At 61.7% G+C, this 26,785-nt stretch carries 13 protein-coding genes; 9 read left to right on the forward strand and 4 right to left on the reverse strand.

The genetic code is table 11. From position 1 onward, the window contains the following. The first annotated feature begins 33 nt into the window (after window positions 1-33). Both KUIN1_RS02685 and KUIN1_RS02690 read left to right on the forward strand, forming a co-directional pair. Window positions 34-6,012, forward strand: a complete 5,979-nt coding sequence (locus KUIN1_RS02685) for an Hpt domain-containing protein (protein WP_152091808.1) — start codon at window positions 34-36, stop codon at window positions 6,010-6,012. Beyond that, window positions 6,005-6,475, forward strand: a complete 471-nt coding sequence (locus KUIN1_RS02690; RefSeq protein ID WP_003404582.1) for a chemotaxis protein CheW — start codon at window positions 6,005-6,007, stop codon at window positions 6,473-6,475. Before KUIN1_RS02685 ends, KUIN1_RS02690 begins: the two co-directional genes overlap by 8 nt. A gap of 262 nt (window positions 6,476-6,737) precedes the next feature. On the opposite strand, the gene selO is transcribed toward KUIN1_RS02690, so the two are convergent. Then, entirely contained in the window at window positions 6,738-8,201 is a 1,464-nt protein-coding gene (gene selO, locus KUIN1_RS02700) for a protein adenylyltransferase SelO (RefSeq protein ID WP_116886851.1), read from the reverse strand. 138 nt (window positions 8,202-8,339) lie between these two features. After that, window positions 8,340-9,005, reverse strand: a complete 666-nt coding sequence (locus KUIN1_RS02705) for a GntR family transcriptional regulator (RefSeq protein WP_080266962.1) — start codon at window positions 9,003-9,005, stop codon at window positions 8,340-8,342. 253 nt (window positions 9,006-9,258) lie between these two features. On the opposite strand from KUIN1_RS02705, the gene KUIN1_RS02710 reads away from it, so the two are divergent. From KUIN1_RS02710 to KUIN1_RS02730, 5 genes are read left to right on the forward strand one after another with little or no spacing between them, the layout of a single operon-like run. After that, window positions 9,259-10,491: an NRAMP family divalent metal transporter gene (locus tag KUIN1_RS02710; RefSeq protein ID WP_011266439.1), complete on the forward strand. Its 1,233-nt coding sequence runs from the start codon at window positions 9,259-9,261 to the stop codon at window positions 10,489-10,491. 15 nt (window positions 10,492-10,506) lie between these two features. Beyond that, window positions 10,507-11,271 (forward strand): LamB/YcsF family protein, encoded by a 765-nt coding sequence (locus KUIN1_RS02715; RefSeq protein WP_024641081.1) that lies wholly within the window; start codon window positions 10,507-10,509, stop codon window positions 11,269-11,271. A 2-nt stretch (window positions 11,272-11,273) separates the two neighbouring features. After that, the gene (locus KUIN1_RS02720; protein WP_057456927.1) at window positions 11,274-12,068 is read left to right on the forward strand and encodes a putative hydro-lyase; all 795 of its coding nucleotides are present in this window, start codon (window positions 11,274-11,276) and stop codon (window positions 12,066-12,068) included. Window positions 12,069-12,077: 9 nt separating this feature from the next. Continuing rightward, window positions 12,078-13,682 carry a 5-oxoprolinase/urea amidolyase family protein gene (locus tag KUIN1_RS02725; RefSeq protein WP_152091809.1) on the forward strand — a complete coding sequence of 535 codons (1,605 nt, stop codon included), beginning with the start codon at window positions 12,078-12,080 and terminating at the stop codon, window positions 13,680-13,682. Next, window positions 13,679-15,412: an ATP-binding protein gene (locus KUIN1_RS02730; protein WP_103378165.1), complete on the forward strand. Its 1,734-nt coding sequence runs from the start codon at window positions 13,679-13,681 to the stop codon at window positions 15,410-15,412. The genes KUIN1_RS02725 and KUIN1_RS02730 overlap by 4 nt, the downstream gene beginning before the upstream one ends. A gap of 58 nt (window positions 15,413-15,470) precedes the next feature. Here KUIN1_RS02730 and mscK read toward each other — a convergent pair whose 3' ends face one another. Both mscK and KUIN1_RS02740 read right to left on the reverse strand, forming a co-directional pair. Beyond that, a complete protein-coding gene (gene mscK / locus KUIN1_RS02735) occupies window positions 15,471-18,860 on the reverse strand; it encodes a mechanosensitive channel MscK (protein WP_003404597.1) in 3,390 nt (1,129 codons plus the stop codon). Between the two features lie 38 nt (window positions 18,861-18,898). Further along, window positions 18,899-20,641, reverse strand: coding sequence for a potassium/proton antiporter (locus tag KUIN1_RS02740; protein WP_054091663.1), 1,743 nt, complete (start codon window positions 20,639-20,641; stop codon window positions 18,899-18,901). A gap of 249 nt (window positions 20,642-20,890) precedes the next feature. Between KUIN1_RS02740 and KUIN1_RS02745 the strand changes: the two genes are divergently transcribed. Beyond that, the gene (locus tag KUIN1_RS02745) at window positions 20,891-24,025 is read left to right on the forward strand and encodes a dermonecrotic toxin domain-containing protein (protein WP_152091810.1); all 3,135 of its coding nucleotides are present in this window, start codon (window positions 20,891-20,893) and stop codon (window positions 24,023-24,025) included. Between the two features lie 99 nt (window positions 24,026-24,124). Beyond that, window positions 24,125-26,773 (forward strand): dermonecrotic toxin domain-containing protein, encoded by a 2,649-nt coding sequence (locus KUIN1_RS02750; protein WP_152091811.1) that lies wholly within the window; start codon window positions 24,125-24,127, stop codon window positions 26,771-26,773. Window positions 26,774-26,785 lie beyond the last annotated feature (12 nt).

A 26,785-nucleotide genomic window follows, 5' to 3' on the forward strand; every position in this document is an offset into this window, starting at 1 on the left:
ACAACCTTGATTGGGTAACGGACGGTACTCGTCATGGCTGATCGTCACGATTACGTAGCTCTTGAATGGCTGAAGGGCGAAATCGCCGAAACGCTGCGCCAGGCCCGTCAGGCGCTGGACGGGTTCATCGAAGACCCGGCCAACGCTGCGGCGATGGCCGAGTGCCTGAACCTGGTGCATCAGGTTCACGGCAGTCTGCAGATGATCGAGTTCTATGGCGCCGCGTTGCTGGCCGAGGAAATCGAGCAACTGGCGTTGGCGGTCCAGCAGAACCGCGTCAGCCATCCGATCGAGTCCGAGCAACTGCTGATTCAGGCCATGAGTCAGTTGCCGGTTTACCTGGAACGCATTCATTCCGCGCGCCGCGACCTGCCGCTGGTGGTCTTGCCACTGCTCAATGACCTGCGCAGTGCGCGGGGCGAAAGTCTGCTCTCGGAAACCAGCCTGTTCGCCCCGCAACTGGTCGTCGTGCCGGCGCTTGATGAACAAGAGCTGGCGCGGCGCAATACCCCGGAATTGCCCAACCTGCTGCGCAAACTGCGCCAGACCCTGCAGGCGGCGCTGGCCGGCCTGATGCGCGAGCAGGGCGTGCAGACCCAGCTCGGCTACATGGCCAAGGTGTTTGCCCGGCTTGAGCAGTTGTGCGAAGACGCGCCGCTCGGTGCGCTCTGGCGGATCGCCTCGGCACTGGTCGAAACCATGCTCAACGGCAACTTCACCAACAGCCCGGCGCTGCGCAGCCTGTTGAAGGACGCCGACAAGGAACTCAAGCGTCTGGCCGAGCAGGGCGTCACCGGCATCAATCAGCCCGCCCCCGAAGAGCTGTTGAAAAGCCTGCTGTTCTATATCGCCAAGTCCGACAGCCTGGCGCCGAAGATGCTCGACCTCAAGGATCAGTACGCGCTGGCCGACGCCTTGCCCGGCAACGACGTGGTCAACGAAGAGCGCGCCCGCATGGCCGGTCCGGACCGTGACGCCATGCGTTCTGTGATCGTGGCCTTGTGCGAAGGGCTGGTCAGGGTCAAGGAGCGGCTCGACGTGTTCGTGCGCGGCGACCGTCAGCATGTCAGCGAGCTGAACGCGTTGCTGCCGCCGTTGCGGCAGATTGCCGATACCCTGGCGGTGCTGGGTTTCGGCCAGCCGCGCAAGGTGATCATCGACCAGCTTTCCGTCGTCCTCGGTCTGGCGCAGGGGCAGCGCGAGCCCAGCGACGCGGCGCTGATGGATGTCGCGGGTGCCTTGCTCTACGTCGAATCGACCCTTGCCGGCATGGCGGGCAGTCACGAGCAGGTCAGCCGCGAGGAAAGCCGCCTGCCGACCACCGACCTGACGCAGATTCATCAACTGGTGATTCGCGAAGCCCGCACGGTGTTGCAGCAGGCCAAGGACGTGATCCTCGATTACATCGACGGCGCGTGGGACCGACAGCGCCTCGATCCGCTGTGCGCGCTGATCGTGCAGGTTCGTGGTGCGCTGGCGATGATCCCGCTGGCCCGTGCTGCCAGCCTGCTGGCCGCCTGCAACGAATACATTCAGGAACACCTGCTGGTCGATGAAACCCGTCCCACCTGGGTTCAGCTCGATTGCCTGGCCGACACCATCACCGGCATCGAGTATTACCTGGAGCGCATGCTCGAAGACCATCAGGCGCCGGGCGACCAGGTGCTCGACATGGCCCAGCAGAGTCTGGCACGACTGGGCTATACGCCCGCTGCGGACACCCTCGACGTGCCATTGCTCGAAGAGGTCATCACTCAGGACGAGTTGCTGGAACTGGATGACCGCAAGGCGCTGGTCAGCCCCACGCAAACTATTGCTCAGGTCCTCGCCAGCCCGGTCTCGGCCGTCAACCCGCCCGCCCGCAACGTCCCCGCCAGCCTGTTGCCGCCCTCGGCCGGGGAAGAGGCGGTAGACGACGAGTTGCGCGATGTGTTTCTCGAAGAGGCCGACGAGGTGCTCGACGCGCTGCGCGAGTACCTGCCGCGCTGGTTCACCTCGCTCGGCAGCGACGGCCATTGGGACAGCACGGCGCTGACCGAAGTGCGTCGTGCGTTTCATACCCTCAAGGGCAGCGGCCGGATGGTGCGTGCGCTGATTCTCAGCGAACTGGCCTGGGCGGTGGAAAACCTGCTCAACCGGGTGCTGGAAGGCGACGTGTTGCCGGGCCTCGAAGTGCAGCAACTGATGAGCGAAGTGCAGGCGCTGCTGCCGTCGGTCATCCGCGACTTTGCCGAAGGTGCACAGTGTCAGCGCGATGATGTCGACCTGCTGGCGGCTCGCGCCCATGCGTTGGCCAACGGGCTGGAGCCACCGATGCTGCCAGCCGCGGATGATCATGTGCCAGGCCAGCCTGTTGCCGACGAACCGCTCGATCCACAGTTGCTGGAGATTTTTCGTCAGGAAGCGCTCGGCCATCTGAATACCCTCGGTCGCTTCCTCGACAACGCCGAACAATCAGCGTCGCCGGCGATCAGCGACGCCGTGCTGCGTGCGCTGCATACGCTCAAGGGCAGCGCGCACATGGCCGGAGTGCTGCCGATTGCCGAACTGGCCAGCCCGCTCGATCAGCTGGTGCGTGAATACAAGGCCAACCTCATCGATATCGGCTCACCGGAACTTGCCCTGCTGCGCAGCGCCGAACCCTTGCTGCACAAGGGCCTCGAACAACTGGACAGCACGCCGCTGGCCGATATCCCGGGGGCCGCGCCGCTGATCGAGGCCGCCCTGGCGATGCTCAACGACCGCCTCACCGTGGTGCTGCGCGAGTCGGACAGCGGCCTGCGGATCAAGCGCAACCCCACGCTGCTCGCCGGTTTTCTGGCCGAGGGCATGGACATCGTGCTGGATGCGGAGAACCTGCTGCAGCGCTGGCGGCAGCACCCCGGCGAACGCCAGGAACTGAGCGCGCTGCTCGACGAACTGACCACCCTCGGTCATGGCGCGCACCTGGCCGACCTGCCGCAGGTCGATGAGCTGTGCGAAGCCTTGCTCGACCTCTACGGTGCGGTCGAGGAAAGCAGTCTGGCGGTCAGCGAGCGGTTTTTCGATGTGGCAGAAAATGCTCACGAAGCGCTGATCAACATGCTCGATCAGGTGGCGGCCGGCCAGGATGTCGAGCCGCGTCCCGAATGCGTGCGCGCCTTGAACCAGTTGCTGGATCAGGCGCTTGACCCGTCGGCGACCGGGCTGGTCAAGAGCGACGGCCATCGTACCTTGAGCGTTACCGAGCTCAACGCCGCCACCGAGCAACTGGCCAGCGAGGCCGGACACACTGAAGTTGCCGGGCCGGACGACGAAATCGTCGAGATATTTCTGGAAGAGGCCGTCGATATCCTCGACAGCGCCGGTCAGGCGTTGCAGCGCTGGCTGGCCGATCCGGAAAACCCTGCGCCGCTGGCCTCCCTGCAACGCGACCTGCACACCCTCAAGGGCGGTGCGCGGATGGCTGAGGTGGCCGAAGTGGGCGATCTGGCCCACGAACTGGAAAACCTCTACGAAGGCTTGATCGACCGGCGCTTCAACCATTCGCCGACGCTGGCTGCGCTGCTGAACGAGAGCCACGACCATCTGGCGATTCTGCTCGAGCAATTGTATCGGCAGGAAGCGCTCAGCGACCCTTCGGCTTTGATCGAAGCGCTGCGCAGTTGCCGCACGCTCGAGAGCGCCGGACCCGAGGTGCAAGCCTCGCCTGCCGCCCATGAAGATCTTCCCGAGCATGACGCCGAGCTGCGTGAAGTCTTCCTCGAGGAAGGTTTCGACATCATGGAAAGCTCCGGTGCGGCGTTGGCCCGCTGGCAGGCTGATCCGCACAACATGCTGGAAGTCGAAAACCTGCTGCGCGACCTGCACACCCTCAAGGGCGGCGCGCGGATGGTGGAAATTGCTCCGATAGGCGACCTCGCCCACGAGCTGGAGACGCTTTACGAGGGGCTTTCCGCCGGGAGCCTGCAGCCTGCGCCGTTGATGATCGGCCTGTTGCAGAGCGGCCAGGATGTGCTGGCCGACATGCTCGATGCCGTGCGCAATGAAAAACCGCTGCCTGACGCCTCCTTGCTGATCGAGAGCATTCGCAGGCTGGCCACCGATGAGCCGTCGGGCGCACAGCTGGCTGCGCAGGACCCGGAAGTCCATCCGGAGTCTGTCGTAGCCGTGGCCCCGGTCGCCGAGGGCGAGGTCGAGCGCAGTGGCCCGGAAATGGTCAAGGTGCCTGCCGAGCAACTGGAAGACCTGGTCAACCTGGCCGGCGAAACCTCCATTTTCCGCGGACGTATCGAACAGCAGATCATTGATTCACAGATCGCCCTGGTAGAGATGGAAACCACCATCGAGCGGATGCGCGATCAGTTGCGTCGTCTGGACATGGAAACCCAGGGGCGCATTCTCAGCCGTGAGCAGGTCCAGGCCGAGCGGTTGGGCTATGAAGAGTTCGACCCGCTGGAAATGGACCGTCATTCGCAGTTGCAGCAGTTGTCACGCGCCCTGTTCGAATCGGCGTCCGACCTGATGGACCTCAAGGAAACCCTCGGCGCGCGCGCCCGCGACGCGGAAACGCTGCTGTCGCAACAGGCCAGGGTCAACACTCAGCTTCAGGAAGGCCTGATGCGTACGCGCATGGTGCCGTTCGAGCGACTGGTGCCGCGCCTGCGTCGCGTGGTGCGCCAGGTGGCCTCGGAACTGCACAAGAAGGTCCATTTCGAGGTGGGCAACGCCGACGGTGAAATGGACCGCAACGTGCTGGAACGAATGGTCGCGCCACTCGAGCACATGCTGCGCAACGCCGTTGATCACGGGCTTGAAAGCACTGAAAAACGCATCGCCGCCGGTAAGCCGGAACAAGGCCATATCAGTCTGGAACTGATGTACGAAGGCGGCGATATGGTCATCGAATTGAGCGATGACGGTTCCGGTGTCGACCTCGCTGCCGTACGCCGCAAGGCCATCAAGCGCGGCATGATCCATCCGGATGCCGATCTGTCCGACCATGAAGTGTTGCCGTTCATTCTGCAGGCGGGGTTTTCCACCAGCGAGATCATCACCCAGATTTCCGGCCGTGGCGTGGGCATGGATGTGGTGCACGCCGAGGTCAAGCAACTGGGCGGTTCGATGGTCATCGACTCGGTGCCGGGCAAGGGCACGCGCTTCCGTATTCGCCTGCCGATTTCGGTGTCCGTCAACCGGGCGTTGATGGTGACGTGCGGCGAAGAACAGTATGCGGTGCCGCTCAATACCGTCGATGGCATCGTGCGCGTCATGGCCAATGAGCTGGACGGCTATTACCAGACCAGCCCGCCGCGCTATCAATATGGCGGGCGCAGTTACGAGTTGCGCTATCTGGGCGAGTTGCTGGGCAGCAGTCCGCCCAGGCTGGCCGGGCAATTGCAGCCGCTGCCGGTGTTGCTGGTGCATCTGCAGGATCAGTGGGTGGCGGTGCAGGTCGATGCGCTGGCAGGCTCGCGCGAGATCGTGGTCAAGAGTCTTGGCCCGCAGTTCTCCAGGGTGCAGGGCATTTCCGGTGCGACCATTCTGGGTGACGGCCAAGTGGTGCTGATTCTTGATCTGATGGCGCAGATTCGTAACTTGCAGGGCTTGCCTTTCCGAGGGCTTATGGCGCCTGCCTATCACGAAGTCGAGCACGCCAGACCGTTGCTGGTGATGGTGGTGGACGATTCGGTGACGGTGCGCAAAGTTACCAGCCGTCTGCTGGAACGCCACGGTATGCACGTGCTGACCGCCAAGGACGGTGTTGATGCCATGACCCTGTTGCAGGAGCACACCCCCGACATCATGCTGCTCGATATCGAAATGCCGCGCATGGACGGCTTTGAAGTGGCCAGTCAGATCCGCCAGGACGAACAGCTCAAGGACCTGCCCATCATCATGATCACCTCCCGATCGGGCCAGAAGCATCGCGATCGGGCGATGGCGGTAGGCGTCAACGAGTACCTGAGCAAGCCGTATCAGGAAACCGTGTTGCTGGAGAGCATCGCTTACTGGAGTCAGGCGCATGTCTGAAGGCACGTTCCAGACCAGTCGTCTGACCAGCCTGACCGGCTTGCTGGTGCCGTTGAGTGACCGGCATCTGCTGCTGCCCAACGTCGCGGTCGCAGAGTTGATCGATTACCAGGATTGCAGCGCAGAGCCGGGCGCCCCCGAGTGGTATCTGGGGCCGATCATCTGGCGCGAACTGACCTTGCCGCTGCTCAGCTTCGAAGCCGCCTGCGGAGGCCGCACACGTGTCGGCGGCCGAGCCCGGATCGTGGTGCTCAACGCACTGGGCGGACGCAACGACGTCAGGTTCATCGCCCTGCTGACCCAGGGCATCCCGCGCTCGTGCAAGGTCGACAGCCAGTTGAGCTACGTCGACGTCCCGCTGGCCGAACTGGAACTGGCCGCCGTACAGATCGGCGAAACCATAGCCCGTATTCCCGACCTCGAAGGGCTGGAGCAATGGCTGGTGGATGCAGGGCTGTCGTAGTTAAAGAGGACGCGGAGCGTCCAGAACTGCATGCGACGCGGAGCGCCGCACGATAGTTACAGGATTATCGTTCCTCACGCTCCAGCGTGGGAATGCCGTGCGTGACGCTCCGCGTCACAAATCTGCGCCGCACCGCACACTCAAGACAGGACGCGGAGCGTCCAGAACGGCATGCGACGCGGAGCGCCGCACGATAGTTACAGGAGAGCGTCCAGAACGGCATGCCTACGCTGGAGCATGGCCACGATAGGGGTCAAACGCCTCACGACGAACAGCTGATTTCCAGGTGCTTGCCCCAGTCCGGCGGGCGTTGGGCGTAGCCTTGCATGCCGGATTGTTCGGTGAAGGGGTTGCAGAGCACCTGATGCAGGCGGCGGACTTCTGCGTAGTCGCCTTTTTCCGCCGCAGCGATGGCGTTCTGTGCCAGGTAGTTGCGCAGGATGTACAGCGGATTGACCGCATGCATGCGGTTCTGACGCTCCTGCTCGGTGCCGTTGTCCTCAAGGGCAATACGCGCCTGATACGCTTGCGCCCAGCCATCGAAGCCCTTGATATCGACAAAGTCGTCACGCAGCGTGCGCAACGCCTCGGCGGCTGGCTGATCACCCAGGCGACGGAAGAACAGGGTGTAATCCACGCCACTGTTCTGCATCAATTTCAGCAATTGGCTGACCAGTTGTTCGTCCTGCTCATTCGCGACGGTCAGGCCCAGTCGACGGCGCATCAGGTCCAGGTAGTGCGCCTGATACAGCGGCAGGAACAAACCGATCGCCTCGCGCAACGCGTCCACGCTGATGAAAGGGGTCAGCGCCTGTGCCAGTGCGCTGAGGTTCCATTGCGCGATAGGCACCTGATTGCTGAAGGAATAACGGCCTTCATGGTCGGAGTGGTTGCAGATGAAGTGCTCATCGAAATCATCCAGAAACGCGAATGGTCCGAAGTCGAAGGTAATGCCCAGAATCGACATGTTGTCGGTGTTCATCACACCATGGCAGAAGCCGTAGGCCTGCCACTTGGCAATCAGCTCTGCGTTGCGCTCGACGATTTCCCGGAACATCGCCAGATACGGCTCCGGCTGCTCCTGGCAGTGCGGGTAATGCATCGTCAGCACGTGTTCGGCGAGGGTCTTCAACTGCTCTGGCTGCTTGGTGTAGAAGAAGTATTCCAGGCTGCCGAAGCGCACATGACTCTGCGCCAGACGCAGCACCATGGCTGCATGCTCCTGGGTTTCGCGCCATACCGGCGTGCTGGAGCTGACCACACACCCCGCGCGGCTGCTGGGGATGCCCAGTGCGTGCAGGGCTTCGGAGGCCAGAAACTCGCGGATCGACGAGCGCAGTACGGCGCGCCCGTCCCCCATGCGTGAATACGGCGTGCGGCCGGCGCCCTTGAGGTGCAGGTCCCAGTGCTCACCTGCATCGTTGTAGACCTCGCCGAGCAGCAGCCCGCGACCGTCGCCCAGGCGCGGGTTGTAGGAGCCAAACTGATGCCCGGAATACACCATCGCCCGAGGTTCTGCCTCCGACCACAGTTTGTGGCCGCTGAAGATTTCCGCGAACAGCGGCAGATCGGCCTGCTCAGGCGCCAGGTCCAGCAGCGCCAGCGCTGACTGGCTGGCTACCACCAGCTGCGGCGCATCGATGGGCTCAGGCAGCACGGAAGTGGAGAACGCATCGCCCAGACGGGCAAAGCGGTTGTCGAAAATGAGTTCGTCGAGTGCTTTCAAAGCGTATCGCCTCCAGAGGGGAATTTCAGGCTTTCAACGAAGCGGCGGCCTGCCTGGCTCGTCGGGCGTGTTGCAACGGTCAGAACCCGTAGACCGGGTCCCAGGGTGGTAGTTCTGGTGATCAGGCCTGCGCCCGGACTACCGGTTCCGGCTTCGCTCGAAGGCGGCCAGAATCGTTCGTTCCGATTGCACCAGATAATCCTCGAGCATGCGCGTTGCCTCATCGGTCTTGCCCGCGTCCAGGCGCCCGAGTACCGCAGCATTCATGTCCAGATAAGGCGAATGCAGCAGTTCCGGATTGTTGAGCAAGCCGAAGGCCAGTCGCAACTCTGCCGATATCTGCGCATAAAACGCCACCAGTCGCGGGCTGTCGGACAGCTCGACGATGGCCTTGTGAAACATCATGTTGGCGGTGCCCACGGCGATCCAGTCCTTCGCTTCACGCGCCTGCACGCCTGCCTCGACCGCATTGCGCATGTGCAGCACACCGGGATGCTGTGGATAAGCCTGGGCAATCGCCCCGCACTCGATGAAGCGCCGAATTCGGTAGATATCGATGATCGACGCCATATCAGGCTTGGCCACGGTGACGCCGCGATTGGGCTCGTGGGTCAGCAGTCCTTCGCGGGTCAGTACTCTGAAGGCTTCTCTCAGGGTATTACGGGAAATATCCAGACTCTCGGCCAGAGCGGCTTCCGAGAGGCGCTGACCAGGCACCAGCTCGCCCTCGACCAGCATTCTGCGAAGCTCAGTGGTGATTGATTCTCCGAGGGTGCGAGGGAGGGTAGAAGCAGCGTCGTTCATAAAAGGTCCAGAGAAAGAAAAGCCAGGTCGATATTCCACGACAGCTGATTGGCTGGCAAGGACGAAGGTCAACAGATGCTTCATCAGGTAGCACACCTGAGTCCCTGCGTAACAACATGGTGCACATGGTTGATCCACACCATCTACATTGTTCAACAATATTATCTTTGTGTATCTACAACTTGGCGCGCTTGAATGACCTTTGGCATGGTCGTTGCTCAAGCAGATTACCTCTCATCTCAGGAATGCCGCCGTGACACAGACTGCCAATGAGTTCACCAAGGCGCGCCGCGCCTCATTGATCGCCGCGATCTTCATGATGGCGACCTCTGCCATCGGCCCTGGCTTTCTGACCCAGACAGCCACGTTCACCGCGACGCTGGGGGCGGCGTTTGCCTTCGGCATCCTGGCTTCGATCCTGATCGACTTCGTGGTGCAGCTGAATGTCTGGCGCATCGTCACGCTGACCAGAATGCGCGCGGCCGACCTCGCCAACGCAGCGATCCCCGGCAGCGGTTATCTGCTCGCGGTATTGGTCATCTTCGGCGGCCTGGTATTCAGTCTGGGCAACATCGCCGGTGCGGGCCTGGGCTTGAACGCGTTGACCGGGCTTGATCCCAAATGGGGTGGCGCCTTGAGCGCGTTGATCGCCATCGCGATCTTTTCGTCGCACCGCGCCGGCATCGCCATGGACCGCATCATGATGGTGCTGGGCACCCTGAAGGTCTGCCTGATTCTGTTCGCCGCCTTTGCCTCGCATCCGCCGCTGGGTGAAGCGCTGCGCCAGACCGTCCTGCCGGACATGGTCGATTTCGCGGCCATCACCACCATTGTCGGCGGCACGGTCGGCGGCTATATCACTTACGCCGGTGCTCACCGCTTGCTGGATCGCGGCACCGTCGGGGTCGAGAACATCGATGTAGTGTCCAAGGCGGCGCTCACCGGTATTCTGGTCACCGGGGTTGTTCGTTACATACTCTTTCTGGCGATCCTCGGCGTGGTCGCCAGCGGCGTCGTCATCGACGTGTCCGGTAAGGGCGCAAACCCTGCGGCCCAGGCGTTCACTGCTGCCGCTGGCAACTTCGGCCTGATCATGTTCGGCCTGGTGCTCTGGGCGGCCGGTATCAGCAGCGTGATCGGCGCGTCTTACACGTCGATGTCGTTCATCACGGTGTTTTCCAAGCGCATCACCGAGCGAGCTCGTAACCTCGCCACGGTCGGCTTTATCCTGATCACCGTGGTCGTATACGTCATGTGGGGCAAACCACCGGCTGCGCTGCTGGTCTTTGCCGGGGGCTTCAACGGCTTGATCCTGCCACTGGGCCTGAGCATTTTCATGTACGTCGGCTGGCGCCGGTCCGACATGATGGACGGCTACCACTACCCGCGCTGGCTGCTGGTACTGGGCGTGCTGACCTGTCTGCTGTCGTGGTACATGGCGTTCAAATCAGTCGGTCCTATCTTTGCCTTCATCAATGCAGCCTGATTTCGGAGAATAAAAATGCCTGCAATAGACCTCAACAGTGATCTCGGTGAAAGCTTCGGCGCCTGGAGCATGGGCGATGACGAGGCGATTCTCGATGTGGTCAGCAGCGCCAACGTGGCCTGCGGCTTCCATGCCGGTGACCCGGCCGGGATCCTGCGCACCCTCGAGGCCGCTGCGGCCCGGGGCGTTGCCATCGGCGCGCATGTGGCCTACCCGGACCTGGTAGGGTTTGGCCGCCGCAACATGGACGTCCCGTCCGACCAGCTGACCGCCGATGTCATTTATCAGATCGGTGCGCTTCAGGGCCTGGCCCGCAGCGCCGGGACGAGCGTGAGCTACGTCAAACCCCACGGCGCGCTGTACAACACCATTGCTGGTGATCAGCGTCAGGCCGCGGCGGTCATTCAGGCGCTGCTGCGCATTGATCCCGAGTTGAAGCTGGTGTGCCTGGCTAATTCCCCGCTGCTCGACTGGGCACGCGAAGCCGGGCTTTCCTGCGTCGCCGAAGCGTTCGCCGACCGCGCCTATACCGCTCAAGGCACGCTGGTCTCGCGCTCGCGGCCCGGTGCGGTGCTGCACGACGCCGAACTGATCGCCGAGCGCATGCTGCGCCTGGTGCGCGAAGGCGTCATCGAGGCTGAAGATGGCCGCGAAATCAGCCTGCAGGCCGATTCGATCTGCGTGCATGGCGACAGCCCGGGCGCGGTGAACATCGCCCGCATCCTGAAAAACCGTCTGCACGACGCAGGCGTCACTGTCCGCGCATTCAATCGAGGCTGATCATGAACTCACTGCAACTCGCCCGCGAGGCTGCCAGCGCCGCCCGTGCCCGTTATCGCCAGGGATTCGTCGCGCCGACCGCTGGCGAGGCGCCTGGTCTGACCCAGTGCAACATGATCACCCTGCCACGTGAATGGGCGTATGACTTTCTGCTGTTCGCACAGCGCAACCCGCAAGCCTGCCCGGTGCTGGATGTGACCGAGGCCGGCAGCCACACCACCCTGTTGGCCGAGCAGGCTGATCTGCGCACCGACCTGCCGCTGTACCGGGTCTGGCGCGATGGGCAACTGGCCGAAGAACTGAGTGATGTGAGCCACATCTGGGCGCAGCACACCGATCTGGTCAGCTTTCTGATCGGTTGCAGCTTCACCTTCGAAACCGACCTGATGCACGCCGGCATCGATGTGCGCCACATCAGCGAAGGCTGCAATGTGCCGATGTACCGCAGCAACCGGGTCTGCCGCCCGGCCGGGCGCCTGCAGGGCAACATGGTGGTGTCGATGCGCCCGATCGCGGCGGACCGGGTTGCCGAAGCGGCGCGCATCACCGGGCGCTATCCCGGTGTGCACGGCGCGCCAGTACACGTCGGTGAGCCTGAACTGCTCGGCATCAACGACCTAGCGAACCCTGATTTTGGTGATGCGGTGACGATCAGGCCCGGCGAGATTCCGGTGTTCTGGGCCTGCGGCGTGACCCCGCAGGCAGTGGTGATGGCGTCCCGTGTGCCATTTGCGATTTCCCACGCGCCCGGCCACATGTTCATTACCGATATTCCGGACAGCTACTACCACGTATAGGAGAGGCTCATGCGTTTCTACCCGGCCAACCTGGATGCACTCCTGGTTGAACTGTCGAATCTGGACGAGACCCTGGCCCTGTTCGAATCGTTACAGCAGATGCCCATCGCTGGCGTGGAGGAAATCGTCCCGGCCGCCCGAACGTTGCTGGTGCATTTTCGTCCGTCAGCCATCGGTTTCGAAGCACTGGCCACACAGATCGCCTCGCGCGACATTCGTGGCAAGGCGCGCGAGGCGGGCAAGCTGATCGAAATACCGGTGCATTACAACGGCGAAGACCTGGCCGATGTCGCCCGCGAGCTGGATATCAGCGTCGAGGAAGTGATCAGGCGCCACACCGGCAGCGACTACAACGTTGCGTTCTGCGGTTTTGCCCCCGGTTTTGCCTACCTCAGCGGCGGCGCCGGGTTCGTGGTGCCACGGCGCAGCACGCCGCGCACGCGTATTCCGGCTGGCGCAGTGGCACTGGCCGGTGGTTTCAGTGGTATTTACCCACAGGCCAGCCCCGGCGGCTGGCAGATCATCGGGGTGACCACCTCAACCATGTGGGACCTGGGCCGCGACGAGCCCGCCTTGCTCCAGCCCGGCTACCGCGTGCGTTTCCAGGATGCCGGTCCGCTCCCGGAGACTCGTGTGCAGGTTGCCGCACCTGTCCGGCCGCAGGCGACGACGGTCAGCGAAGACTATCTGCAGATCGAGACGCCAGGTCTGCAGACCCTGTTTCAGGACCTGGGGCGTCCCGGTCGCGCGGGGCAGGGTGTTTCCGCATCGGGCGCGCTGGATCGCGGCGCCTTGCGCGCTGCCAACCGCGCGGTGGGTAACGATCCGGCGACGGCGTGCCTGGAAATTCTCATGGGCGGCCTGACCTTTACCTGTCAGGGGCAGACCGTTGTGGCGATTACCGGGGCTCAGGTCAGCGTCGAGGTGCTGACCGCCGAAGGGCAAAAATTGCGGCCGCTGCTTTATGCGCCTTTTTCTCTACAGAACGGCGATCAGGTCAGCATCGGTTCCCCGACTGCCGGCCTGCGCAATTATCTGGCGGTTCGTGGCGGTTTCATTCATGAGCCGGTGCTCGGCAGCCTGTCCACCGACACGCTGGCCCAGGTCGGGCCCGCCGCGTTGGCAGCGGGTGACCGGCTGGGCTTCACGCGCAGAACCGGCGGCCTTTCAGTATCGACTGCCGAACAACCGGCCTTCGAGATGCCGCGTAGCGATGAGGTCATCACCCTGGATGTGGTCATGGGGCCGCGCAGTGACTGGTTCAGCGCCGAAGCACAGCAGCTGCTGGCGCAACAGACCTGGCGGGTCACGCCGCAATCCAACCGTATCGGCATTCGCCTGGCGGGCGAGCAATCGCTGCAACGTGCCGTCGATGGCGAGTTGCCCAGCGAGGGCACCACAGTCGGCGCCATTCAAGTGCCGCCCAGTGGCCAGCCGGTGCTGTTTCTGGCCGATCACCCGTTGACCGGTGGTTATCCGGTCATCGGCGCAGTCGCCACCTACCACCTGGACAAGGCCGGGCAGATTCCGGTCAATGCCCGCATTCGTTTCAACCCGCTGAGCGCCTTCGAGCCAGTGCGCCCCGCCACTTCAGACGAGACCAAGAACAGATGAAAAAGGTTCTGATAGCCAATCGTGGCGAAATTGCCGTTCGTATTGCCCGTGCCTGCCGTGACTACGGAGTCGCCTCGGTGGCGGTGTACGCTGATGCCGATATCGACGCGCTGCACGTGCGTCAGGCCGATGAAGCCTACGGGCTGCAAGGCGAGCGCCCGACCGACACCTACCTGAACATCGAAAAGCTGCTGGCGGTTGCCGCTCGTGCGGGTGCCGACGCGGTTCACCCAGGCTACGGCTTTCTCTCGGAGCGCGCCGAATTCGCCCGCGCGGTGATCGACGCCGGTCTGATCTGGATCGGCCCCGATCCTGCGACCATCGACGCACTGGGCGACAAGGTCCAGGCCCGACGTATCGCCCTGAAAGTCGGCGCACCCCTGGTGGCCGGTACGGAAGACCCGGTAAACGATGCCTCTGAGGTGGTCACATTTGCCGAGCAGCACGGCCTGCCGATTGCCATCAAGGCTGCCTTTGGCGGCGGTGGGCGCGGCCTGAAAGTCGCCTGGAAGCTCGATGAAGTCAGCGAGCTGTACGAATCTGCAGTGCGTGAGGCGGTGACCGCGTTCGGTCGTGGCGAGTGCTTCGTCGAGCGCTTCCTGGATCGCCCACGGCACATCGAAGCGCAGATCATCGCCGACCGTCATGGCCGGGTGGTTGTGGTCGGCACCCGTGACTGCTCGTTGCAGCGTCGCAACCAGAAGCTGATCGAAGAAGCGCCAGCGCCTTATCTGAATGACGAACTGCGCCAGCGCATTCACGAGTCGGCCCGCGCGGTCTGCGCCGAAGCGGGCTATGTCGGTGCCGGTACGGTGGAGTTCCTGCTCAGCGGCGATGGCACCCTGTCGTTCCTGGAGGTCAACACGCGCTTGCAGGTCGAACACCCGGTGACGGAAGAAACCAGCGGTGTGGACCTGGTCATCGAACAACTTCGCGTCGCCGACGGCCTGCCGCTGTCGTTCGATGGCACGCCTGTGCCGCGCGGTCACAGCTTTGAATTCCGCATCAATGCCGAAGACGCGGGCAACGGCTTTCTGCCGACGCCGGGGTCTATCACTTTATTTCAGCCGCCGTCCGGTCCGGGCGTGCGTCTGGACACCGGCGTGGCAGAAGGCTCACGGGTCTCACCGAACTTCGACTCGATGATCGCCAAGCTGATCGTCACCGGCGCCACCCGCGAACAGGCCATCAGCCGCGCCCGCCGTGCGCTGGCCGAGTTCAAGGTGGAAGGCGTGGCCACCGTGCTGCCGTTCCATCGGGCGGTCATGGACCATGCCGACTTCACCGCGGCCGATACCTTCGCTGTCCACACCCGCTGGATCGAAACCGACTTCGCCGAGCACGTCACCATCGCCCCGCGCAACGCAGAGCCGGTCGATCCCGGCGTGTTGCGCACCTTCGTTGAAATCGACGGCAAACGCCATGAGCTGGGCCTGCCTGCTGCGCTGCTGGCTGGCGTGAGCCTGAACGCTGCCGCCCCGGCTTACGCCAGCCAGCCAGTCGCCGACACCCCGGACCCGCACGCAGTGCTGACGCCGGTCGCGGGCAACCTGCATGCCTGGGCGGTTGAAGACGGTGCGACGGTAGAGAAGGGACAGGTGATCGCGATCATGGAGGCGATGAAGATGGAAACATCGATACTGGCGCCGTGTGCCGGAACCGTGCAGATCAGCAAGGAGCCTGGGGGGTATCTGGAGGCGAAGGTGGTGATTGGGCGGGTTGAGGCCTGATTTGATCGTTAATGTGCGTCAGCCGCGTGGGGGCGGCTGACGCACACTGTCAGTCTTCTCAATCCAACCGCAACTCAGGCGGCTCGGGCGCATCCTTGGTCGCCGGGGTTACGGTAGTGTTCACCGGCTGCAGGGTGGTTTTTCCGGTCGGCGCATTGCCCTTGTCGCTTGGTTCGGCGGGCACCAGTTTGTATTCCAGGCCCTGGGTATTCTTGAGGTAGATCTCCATCTGGCGGAACGAGATGTTGATGTGCTGCTTCTTGAACTCGCGATTGATGAAGCGGTTGATCTCGTCGAGTACCGGGTTGCGGTCGCCCAGGTCGCGTACGTGCATGCGCAGTTCGTGGTCGAGGGTGCTTTCGCCGAAGTTCAGGAAGTAGACGATCGGTTCTGGCTCCTTGAGCACCCGGGGATTTTCCCGGGCGGCTTGCAGCAGCAGGGAGCGCACCAGGTCCAGGTCCGAGCCGTAATCCACGCCCAGCTTGAGGGTTACGCGGGTGACGGTGTCGGTCAGCGACCAGTTGATGAGCTGGCCGGTGATGAAGGTCTTGTTCGGGACGATGATGTCCTTGCGGTCGAAGTCGGTGATGGTCGTGGCGCGGATGCGGATCTTGCTGACCGTCCCCGACAGGGCACCGATGGTGATGGTGTCGCCGATCCGTACCGGACGTTCGAAGAGGATCATGATGCCGGAAATGAAGTTGGCGAAGATTTCCTGCATGCCGAAGCCCAGTCCCACCGACAGCGCCGCGACCAGCCACTGCAATTTGTCCCAGCTCACGCCCAGTGTCGACAACGTGGTGACGAAGCCGACACCGGCGATGGTGTACGACAGCAGTGTGGTCGTCGCGTAGGCACTGCCCTGCGCGAGGTTCATGCGTGACAGCACGAGTACTTCCAGCAGGCCGGGCAGGTTGCCGGCGAGCACGAAGGTGATGACGATGATCACCCCCGCACCGAGGAAATCGCTCAGGCTGATCGGCACCATGCTCATGTTGGCACCGGTGCCGCTGGTGTATTCGTAGAGAATGATGTTGTCCAGGTAGGCGAACACCGTGATCAGCTCGGCCCACACCAGATACAGCGCACCGACGAAACCGGCCAGCAGGGCCAGACGGATCAGACGCAGCGACTGCTGGTTGACCTGTTCGATGTCCAGCTTGGGTTCTTCGACCGGAATGTCGCTGTCGCCGTTTTCTCTGGCTGCCTGACGCTTGGCCAGCGCACGCTGATAGGCCAGGCGCCGGGCGGCCACGCTCAGGCCGCGGACGAACGTCGCCTCGACCATCAGCCAGATCATCATCAGGTACAGGGTGTCGATCAGACGGTCGCTGAGCTTGAGCGCGGTGTAGTAGTAGCCAAAGCAGACTGCGAGGAAGAGCGCGACGGGCAACGCCGTGAACAAGACGCCGACGGTTTTGCGGAACAGTGAGGCATTGTGATGCGTGGGGCTGGAGATCAGCAGGCGGCCAAGCAGCCAGGTCATCAGGGCGTAACAGGTCAGCACCACGCCGATTCCCAGCACGTCGTCGGCCAGTGCGGCAGGCTGGTGTTCGGCGACGGCCACTACCGCCACCAGGGCCAGGACCACCAGCCCCAGGCGCCGCACCCAGCCACGCAGGAACTCGACTTGCGCCGTCTCCCAGCGGAAGTGCAACTGCGCAACGCCAGACGGCGCAAGCACGCGATAGGCGGTGTAGAACACCAGCCAGGCCAGGGCGATCTGCAGCAAGGCCTCGCCCAGGTTGGCGTTTTGACCGCGGGCGTCGATCTGCAGCGCGTAACCGCACAGCGCCAGCCCCAGTGCGACGGGCATGGCCAGCAGCACGTTGATCAGCAGCGCCAGTGGCGTCTTCCATTGGCTGTCACGCTTGAAGTGACCGATGTCGGCGTGCAGGCGATTGAGCTTCTGGTACAGCGCCTTGCGCCGCCAGGTCAGTATGCCGATCAACAGCAGCAAGGGCAGGAACAGCAGCGGCCGCTGGGTCAGGCCGTCTGACAGTTCGCTGAGGCTGGATGTCCACGGCAGGGTGGCGACCTGCTTTTGCAGGCGCGGCCAGATATTCTGAAACCATTCCACGTCCAGCGGCTTGTTGCTGGGGATCCAGAACATCTGCTCGTCGAGTGTGGCGCGCAGCCCCTGAGCGGTGCTGGTCAGTTGCTTCTGGTTCAGTTGCAGGGTGATGGATTCGTTGAGCAACGCGCTCAGTTCGCGATTGAGGCGCTCCAGCAAGTCACTGCGGGTGATGGCCAGGTCCAGCAGCGTCCGGCGTAGTTGCGGGGTGACGTTTTCAGGCGGCTGGGTAGCGAGCAGCTTTTCGACGTAAGCGGTCGGCGTGCTCATCTGTTCGCGTTGCTGGTTGATGTCGAACTGATACAGGCGAATGTTGGCGATTTCATCGGCCAGACCCTTGTCCAGCTCAAGGTGCGGCAACGCCTGTTTCTGTTTGTAGAGAATCTTGGACAGCAGCAGGCTGCCGCTCAGCACGTTGATCTGCTCGCTGAGGGCTTGATCGGTCTGGGTCAGGTTGTCGAGTTGCTGCTTGGTCTTGAGGTTCTGCTGGGTCAGCTCGTTGAGGCGGTCGGTGCCGCGCAACAGGTAGTCCGAGAGCTTGAGGTTGGCAGCGCTTTCGGTCGCCAGCAGGCTGCTGCCGCCGGACTTCTGCGCTTCCAGGGACAGGTCGGCGACCGTTTTCTGCGACTGGGCGCGACGCTTGTCGTTGATCAGGGTCTGCAGGTCCTGAATTTCCTGCTCCTGGCGCGCGACCTTCTCGGTCAGCAAGTCATGCTGGCTGTTGCCCAGGTCCTGCAACTGGCTGTTGCCGGCCAGTTCCTGGCGGCGCAGCAGGTTGAGGGCGTTGATCGAGGCCAGCTCTGCATTGAGCAGGTTGCGCTGGTCGGCGCTCAGGGTCTTGCCGTTGTCCTTGCCATTCTTGAGGATGGCGTTGATCTGCTGGATGCGCGTCTGGTTGGCGCTGATTTCAGTCTGTGCACGCTCCGGCCGCGTTTGCGCGGTAATGGCCAGGCTGTTGGCGTCGTTGAGTTCGCTCTGCAGATCACTTTGCTGGGTGCTGCGCTGACTGAGCAGTTGCTCCAGCTGCGGCACGTCGAGGCCGCCATAGCGCTGGGCCACAGGCACCACTTTGCTTTCTTTCAGGCGGGCCAGTTCACGCTGGTTTTCCGAAGTCTGTTTTGGCGCTTGGGCGAGCTGCTGTTTGAGCGCTTCGAGTTTCTGTTCGCTGTCCTGCTTGCTGTTCAGAAACGCCAGTGTCTGTTCGAGGACCTGTTGCAGTGCCTTTTGCTCGGCATCAGGCAGCTTGCGGTCGGCAATCTTGTCGAGGCTTTGCTGAACAGCGGCGCTGCTGGGCGGGTCGGCGGCGAGCGCCGGGAAAGAAGACAGGCAGAGCGCAAACAGTGCGGCAGCACAAAAGGAACGCAGGGAAAACATAGACACCGGTCGCATGATGATACGTGTGGGTTGGCAGTTTAAAGGAACAGTCCGGGGCCCGGGCGGGTTCCTTCGGGGAATTTGACGCCCACTTTCTGGATCTTGTTCCCGTCCATGACGGCAACCGTCCAAATAGTTCCATTCCATTCAACCTGGTCGCCGACCACCGGTTCGCCACGGTTCTTCTGCACGATGAACTGGCTGAGCGGCATTCCAGGGTCGATGCCGTCGAGTTTCAGGCCATACAGGGCCGCCACTTCACCCAGCCTTGCGTCGCCTTCGAGCACGAAGTCGCCGAAGAAACGCAGGTCCAGCCCACGCTGCGGCGCCTGGCTGAACAATTTGCCCAGCGCTGAAAGGTCGTGTTCGTGGCCGATCACGCACAGCAGATCACCGACTTCCAGGGTTGTACTGCCGGACGGGTGGAGCAGTTGCTGGCCGCGGAACAGTGCCGCGATACGCGTGCCTTCCGGCATCTTCAGCTCACGCAGCGCCGCGCCGATGCACCACTTTTCAGCGCCCAGGCGGTAGACGAACAACTCCCATTCGCTGGTGACGTGTACCTCCAGCGCGGCCCGGGAAATCGGCGCGGGGTCAGGCGGAACCGTCACTTTCAGCAGTTTGGCCATCCACGGCAGGCTGGTGCCTTGCAGCAACAGCGAAACCAGCACGATAAAGAACGCCAGGTTGAAGTACAGCTGCGCATTGGGCAGCCCGGCCATCAGCGGGAACACCGCCAGAATGATCGGCACCGCGCCACGCAGGCCGACCCAGGCGATAAAAGCTTTTTCGCGATCATGGAAGGCCTTGAACGGCAGCAGGCCGACCATCACCGACAGTGGACGTGCCACCAGAATCATCCACAGCGCCAGACCCAGCGCCGGTATCGCAATCGGCAGCAGATCGTGCGGCGTGACCAGCAGGCCCAGTACCAGAAACATGCCGATCTGCGCCAGCCAGGCCATGCCGTCGAGCATATGCAGGATGCCGTGGCGGCTGCGAATCGGTCGGTTGCCGAGCACCAGACCGCACAGGTAGACCGCGAGAAAACCGCTGCCGTGGATGGCGTTGGTCAGGGCGAAGATCGCCAGGCCACCGGCAATCACCAGAATCGGGTAGAGGCCAGCTGCCAGATTGATGCGGTTGACCAGCTGCAGCAGGATCCAGCCGCCGCCCAGACCGATGAAGCTGCCGATCCCGAATTCCTGGATCAGGTGCCCCAGCAGTCCCCAGTGCAAGCCGGTCTGACCGCTGGCGAGCATGCCGATCAGGGTGACAGTCAGGAATACCGCCATGGGGTCGTTGCTCCCCGACTCGATCTCGAGGCTGGCGGTAACGCGCTCGTTCAAACCTTTGCCGCCCAGCAGGGAGAACACCGCCGCGGCGTCTGTGGAGCCGACGATCGCGCCGATCAACAGGCCCTGGATAACGCTGAGATTGAACAGCCACGCAGCCATCATGCCGGTCAGTACCGTGGTGATCAGCACGCCTACCGTCGCCAGCGACAAGGCCGGCCACAGTGCGACCCGGAAACTGGCCACCCGCGTTCGCAGCCCGCCGTCGAGCAGGATCACCGCCAGCGCAAGGTTGCCGACCAGGTAGGCGGTCGCGTAGTTGTCGAAGATGATCCCGCCGCCATCGACGCCTGCAACCATGCCTACGGCCAGAATAATGACCAGAATCGGAATGCCCAGGCGCGACGAAAGAGAACTGACCAGGATGCTTGCGGCTACCAGCAACGCGCCGATCAGGAACAGGCTGTTGATGGTGGTGGCGTCCAAGGGCGGTACTCCGTAGAAAACTGAATTGCAACGAGAGGGGCGAAAACTGACCATGCAGTCCGCATGCCAAGCGATTTAACCTGTTGAATTGCTTGGCTGTCAAAGATCAATTCAGGGCGATTGACCCAGAGCGGCGCTCCCGGGCTCACGATTGGTTGCAATCCAGCGGCTGACGCATAGCTATATACCGCAGACCAGACCTTCTTGCTCACTACTGTCGGGGCTCCTACCACCAAGAAGGTTTTCATCATGGATGATGAGTTTGCAGCACATTACGACTTCGACGATGCCGACAGGGCTGGCGATGATGACTCTGACGCAGCGTTCCGGAAACGGGTAGACGAAGACTTTTCGGTCAGCGATTACTTCCGGCTCAACCCGATCAACCTGCAGTCACCTGCCGCCCTGGCTGCGCGGGATGTGGCACAGGAATGCCAGTCGCGGTGGGGCGTCGAGATTGATCCGGACGACACCCTGATCGCCACGCTGTATATCGAAGATCCGAGGCTCTACCCCGCACCTCACCGCGCCAATGTCGTTCACTCGATGACACTGACCCAGGCGCTGCTGCGTAACTGGCAGCAAAAGGGCAATGGCAACTGGTTTGATCATCTCGGGCATTTGCAACCCCACAGTGACGGCGGTTTCGACTGCCAGGTCGTGGACGAGAAGCTGCTCGCTTCCGACTGCGTTGCTTACGAGGCCATCTACCGAAAAACCAGCCCGCAGCGCTATGACGCAACGACACAACTTGGCATCAATGCCGAGGCATTCAAGCAATACATCTGGGATCACAATCTGCAATCAGGGTATATCGCTTATCTGAAGCAGTTCTGGCACGCGCATGGCGAAGACTACAACCTGATGCTAAAGGCCGGGTTGTTCAAGGCAGCCTGGCTGCAAGCCGACGAAAATACCCTCAAGGCCGAGCACAAGGCCATGGTACTTGAGGCGCTTGGCCTGCCCGGCGATCAGGGCTGGAAAACGCTGAGTTTCGACGATTTTGTCGCTGCCCCGATTGCCACCCGTGTGACGATTTCCGAGCTGCTGGTCCACGGTTACAGTGCCGTCGACATCATGGTCATACGCAGCGCCGATTCGCCGACCGTGCTGCTCTATATACCCGGTAATTCGTCACCCATTCATGCCTTCAAGAACGCAGACGAACTCAAGGACTGGGTCGCGCTGATGTGCAGGGACCCCGGCAAGCGCCGTTCTTTGGAGGCGCACTTCAGTGCTGCCGATGACCTGGATGGCTTTTTCTACAGCGGTGTGGCCACTGCCCTGAAAGGCTTTGCCGTCTACCCGAAGCTGCTGGACTCCGCGACGGGTGCATGGAACCCCCGAAAGCTGGTGCAGTTTGGCGAACCTCTGCAGCCTTGGCCGTTCTCGCACTTCAAGACTCGGGTCAGGGCAAAGTCCGAAATCGATGCGCTGCAAAAAATCCGCAGCCATGGCGACTACTGGAAAGAGGAAGCCAGCAGCGGTTTGAGCGAATGCGTGTCCGTTCTGGGTGGCGTTGCCATCGTCTTTCCCGAGCTGATGCCGGTGGTCGCAGGGCTGTCTCTCGCGCTGGTCGGGTTGGGTGTTGACGCCGCCGTGAATGGTCACACGCTGGAGGAGCGTCAGGCTGGGCTTGGGCGGATTGCCTTCGGCGTCTTGAACGCGCTGCCGATTCTTGGCGAGGAGGGTGAGGCGGTCGAGGCCGGAGTTGAAACAGGGCTGGTTGACGAGACGCGTGGCGGCTATGAGGTGCCAGGGTCATCGACTGAGATCGACCCTGTCATCGATATTGAGCCAGCCCCGGTTTTCAGGCCGGAACCGCCGGCACTGCGCTCGCTTGACAAGAAAATGCGCCGTCTGTTGCGCGCGCTTGAAGCGCCTCAGGAACTGCCGGGACTTGCGTCGGGCGAAGTGGCGGGTATCTATCCGCTCGAAGGCAAACGCTACATCGAACTGCATGATCGTGCGTTCCGGGTGGAGTGGGTGCCGCAGGAGAAACAGTACCGAATTCGCTCCGCCGCGGACCCTCGTGTGTGGGGGCCCTATGTGAAGATTGTCGACACCGGCTACTGGGACCTGGACCTCAAGCTGGGGCTGCGCGGCGGGGAAAGTTTCGACGGTACGCAGTTGCCGCCTGCCAGTGAAGCAGAAAGCGTCGTAGTACCGGTGGTGCCCGGCGAGCCGAAAATCGAAGTCCAGCGCTGGGCCCCCAAGCTGCAGGTCGAATTGCCTATGGACGGTATCAGCATCGAGGAGGTACTGAGTCAATCAAGAGGGACCGTCATAGAGAAGTATTTCGTTCAGGTGAGGGGGGAAAAGACGAATGTCTATTACGACCCCGATATTCGTTGCTGGCGAACTGACCCATCTGACAGGGACGGCTTGGTGTGGCTGGATCGCGACGGGGTGTGGAACCGCGGTTCCAAAGACACATTCCAGAAACTTGAGGCAAATCTGCCACAGAGCCAGCGTTTCGAGTTCTATACTTTTCCTCGTGTACCGAGCCTGCCGGCAGACGCCAAACCCATAAGCCGCATCGTTCACCACATCTGGATGGGGGAACGAACGCCGGGTGCAGACCTCCTGGAAAAGATGCTGAGCAACATGCGCACCAGTCCGGATTTGCGCTTTCAACTGCACATAGATATCGATGACCCGGCAGCTGACCAGCAGTTGTTCGATTACTTTTTTGAACAGCCGCAAATGCATATTTCGCGCCTCAAGGAAGAAGCGTTCTATCCAGACTTCCTGAGCGGCGAAAACGGCGAGGCATTCAATTACTTCAGGCACTCGGATAACCGTAATTACGCCGCTGCCTCGGATATTTTGCGCTATCGGCTGATTGACGAGTATGGCGGTATCTATGTCGATTGCGACGACACGATCAACGTCCCTTTCGCAAAATTTCCATTGAAAGCCGGTCCGAATGACGTACTGCTGGGAAGGGAGCTGCAGGCGGAGCATCTGGGTTATAAAGGGCCGGGAAACAGTCACTTCGGCAGTCACCCGAACAATCCTGTTTTAAAACAGATGCTCAAGGAGATAAAGGTACGCTTCGACAGCGAGAAGCAGATCAACGAAGCGTTCTTCAGCACCCGCAGGCCCTACATCGACCGTACCGACGACGCCACGAAAGCCGCATCAAAAGCCAGGATGACGCCTTATATGACACGTATTTCGGACCTGACCGGCCCCAAGCTGATGTCAGATGTTTTGCGAAGGCTGCGACCTGACTGCTTCGATTTGCTGGCGCGCTCCTATCTTCCGCCTGATCAAGTCCTGTCCGTCATATACGAGGCCTATCTGAAGGATACCGTGGACTTCTATTTCCCCTTCAAGGCCACGGCGAAGATTACTCCAGGCTCTGCGAACGAGTGGTAGCGTTCAGTGGACAGTCCAGTGGCTGAGCCCGAACCATCGACAGGCGCGTGACGGCATAGATAGTTAGTGCCATGAACACTGCGATGGGTGATTACGTGCATGACTTCTCTCACACAGGAAGACGTTATGTCACCCCCACCCTCGCAAGCCTCCAAAACCGATCAGCAACTGCTGCGCGAACGTGCGCAGCAGTTTGTTCTCGACTATCCCGATCTGCACGATCTGGCCTATATCGCAGCCAGCAAGATCATTCTTCAACACACCCACAGGATGTTCAATCCTGAACAGGTGTACTGGCATCGTTTCGGTTCCGCCAGCAGCAGCCCGCGTACCTTCACCGGCTGGCAGCATTCCGGAAAGCCTGTGCAGTCGATGACCTTGATCGAGCTGCTCATGAAGCACTTCAGCGCCCACGACCAGGAAGCCAGCGATGAGCTCTCCCTGTACGGTGGTTTTTATACCGATGGCCCGGACCACGGGTTTTTCGACGAGCGCAATGAGGTGCCCATGCTGCCTCAGGATGTGCTCAACGACATGTGGACGCTTGATTTCAGTTCGTTGTACAGCCGCCGAATGGAGCGTTTCTGGAACATTCACAGTGACAACTTTTGCATTCTGGCCAAGGCGCAATATCTGGTTGCCGCCGGCCATTGCCTGCGCAAGGGCCAACTGTCACCCGACGACTTCAAACAGGTCACCCGCGTCGTTATTGCCGATCCATTGCAAACGCCTACGCTGAAAGCGTTGCAGGAGCCGCTGCCGTTGCCGCCCGGTGTGTCGGTACATACGCTGGATATCGACGGCATCAAGGCCCATGACCTGCTGCGTATCGTCATTGCCGGTGGGCGGGAGGTGATTTACTGGCCTGATGCCGAACAGCCTTTTATGGCGTTCGACAGCGAGCGCGCCTTGTACCACTGGCTCAAGGAACAGTTCATGGGCGAGCAGGCAGCCAAGGCGATGACAGGCCATTTCCTGCGTGGTGAGGCGTCCCGGACACAAGATGGCGCCAGGTTTGCGCGCGCGGTGAGCGATTTGCTCGCGCACGATTGGCGTGCTGACGTTCGACTCATCAACCAGTCGCAAGCGCCTATTGCAGGTGATCCCTTTGTTTACCTGCGTGACGTTGCCCGGCAGGCAATGAGCGCCGATGCACGCGAGATCCTGACGTCCAATACCGACCTGCTCAAGCAGATATGGATCGGCTATCTGAGCGCATTCCTGCGGGCGTTTGGCGGGCTTGCGCCGCTGAGCTGGCCGGTTGCTTTGACGCTTGTCGGGGCAAGTCTTGCCAATACCGGGTTGAATATTGATCAGGCGGTCAATGGCAAAACCCCTGCGCAACGCAAGGCTGGTGTGCTGGGCGCGATTCTCAACACGCTTTATCTACTCTTCAATCTTCCTCTGCTGATGTCCATACGTGTCGCTCCCCAGCCTTTACAGGTAACGACAACGGACGTCGCATCGATCTCCAGTGAGGCCCTGGAGGGCGGCAGCGTGCTTGCCGACCCGCTGGATAACATGGAAGGCAACCTGCTGCTCGACACCCTCACGCCCTCAGCCGAAGAGGGCAGGTTGCGCGGCGTCTACACGCTGGGTAACGGCGAAACCTGGATCAAGCTGGCGCACTTGCCTTATCGCGTAATGTTCAATGAGCAACAGCAGTGCTGGATGGTCGTCAATCCTGATAACCCGTTTGCGTTCATCGGCAGCAAGCCGGTTCGTCTGAACGCCGAAGGGAAATGGACGCTGATGGCGTCGCCCGGCTTGCAGGGCGGCTCTCCTATGGATGTGCAGATTCCGTCAGGCAGCGCATCTGCCCCGGTTGGCAAACCTTATGCGACAGTAGGTTCCTCGTTCTGGGACCGGTATTTGCAAACTGACATTTTCAATGAGCAGCACTTTGCAGAAACAGCTCTGGCCCGGCAGAAACAGGTCATGTCAATCTGGGACGCGACCCCGGAGGATGTCCTGGAGTCCGATTCTTCGCCCGATGGCAACGAGGTATACAGGGACCCCTGGCAGGGCAAACATCGGGTTTTCAAGCTTGGTGATGACGACTATTACGCCGCCAACATCACGCTGTATACCCAGGATGATGCGCAATTCAACAGGTTCCTGCGTACCGGTGAGAGCTTGGGCCGAAACCAGGTCAGAGCCATCGAACGCCTGGCCGATGACATCCATGTGGTGGGGTACAACAATGATGTCGAGTTGTACCGTGGCGGCAGTGGTGATCGGGGCACCTCGGGTGCCGTGTTCCGCAGCGGGCAGATCAAGGTCGGCGACGTGCTGGTCAATACCGATGTCACCTCGTTCAGCGAAAACCCCTACGTGGTCAGCGCCTTCGCCAGCAGTCGGGCCGGTGCGCCCGCTAGCGCCATGCTTGGGCCGGTCACGTTCGATGACACCTCGGTGGTCTTCGTTTTGCCCAAAGGGCGTTATCTGCGGGCCACGCCCGTTGCGCCATTCTCGGCCTCGCCCGATGAGGCCGAATCGATCTTCTTGCCCGGATGCTACTTTCAGATCGACAGCATCGAAGAAGTGAGCGGTGAGTTTTATCGCATCATGAAAGTCCAGATGCAGGAGGTCGATCGTCCAATCCAGGGGCGGGCGCTTTACGATATGCGCACGGGCGAGCCATTCAGTCGAGAGCAATACGCGCTTAAGCTGGGGACAGATGCCAAGGTACTGGTCGACCGGTTTTTTCCGCAGAATCCAATGACAGACCTGTTCAGCCCGCACTGATCAACAGCCAGC

It is taken from the genome of Pseudomonas sp. KUIN-1, from assembly GCF_009176725.1.
Classification (GTDB): domain Bacteria; phylum Pseudomonadota; class Gammaproteobacteria; order Pseudomonadales; family Pseudomonadaceae; genus Aquipseudomonas; species Aquipseudomonas fragariae.

Coding starts and splice junctions, on each gene's coding strand:
- KUIN1_RS02725 (WP_152091809.1), top strand. CDS start 12,078: ATGCGTTTCTACCCGGCCAACCTGGATGCACTCCTGGTTGAACTGTCG.
- KUIN1_RS02690 (WP_003404582.1), top strand. CDS start 6,005: ATGTCTGAAGGCACGTTCCAGACCAGTCGTCTGACCAGCCTGACCGGC.
- KUIN1_RS02730 (WP_103378165.1), top strand. CDS start 13,679: ATGAAAAAGGTTCTGATAGCCAATCGTGGCGAAATTGCCGTTCGTATT.
- KUIN1_RS02745 (WP_152091810.1), top strand. CDS start 20,891: ATGGATGATGAGTTTGCAGCACATTACGACTTCGACGATGCCGACAGG.
- mscK (WP_003404597.1), bottom strand. CDS start 18,860: ATGTTTTCCCTGCGTTCCTTTTGTGCTGCCGCACTGTTTGCGCTCTGC.
- KUIN1_RS02750 (WP_152091811.1), top strand. CDS start 24,125: ATGACTTCTCTCACACAGGAAGACGTTATGTCACCCCCACCCTCGCAA.
- KUIN1_RS02720 (WP_057456927.1), top strand. CDS start 11,274: ATGAACTCACTGCAACTCGCCCGCGAGGCTGCCAGCGCCGCCCGTGCC.
- KUIN1_RS02715 (WP_024641081.1), top strand. CDS start 10,507: ATGCCTGCAATAGACCTCAACAGTGATCTCGGTGAAAGCTTCGGCGCC.
- KUIN1_RS02685 (WP_152091808.1), top strand. CDS start 34: ATGGCTGATCGTCACGATTACGTAGCTCTTGAATGGCTGAAGGGCGAA.
- KUIN1_RS02705 (WP_080266962.1), bottom strand. CDS start 9,005: ATGAACGACGCTGCTTCTACCCTCCCTCGCACCCTCGGAGAATCAATC.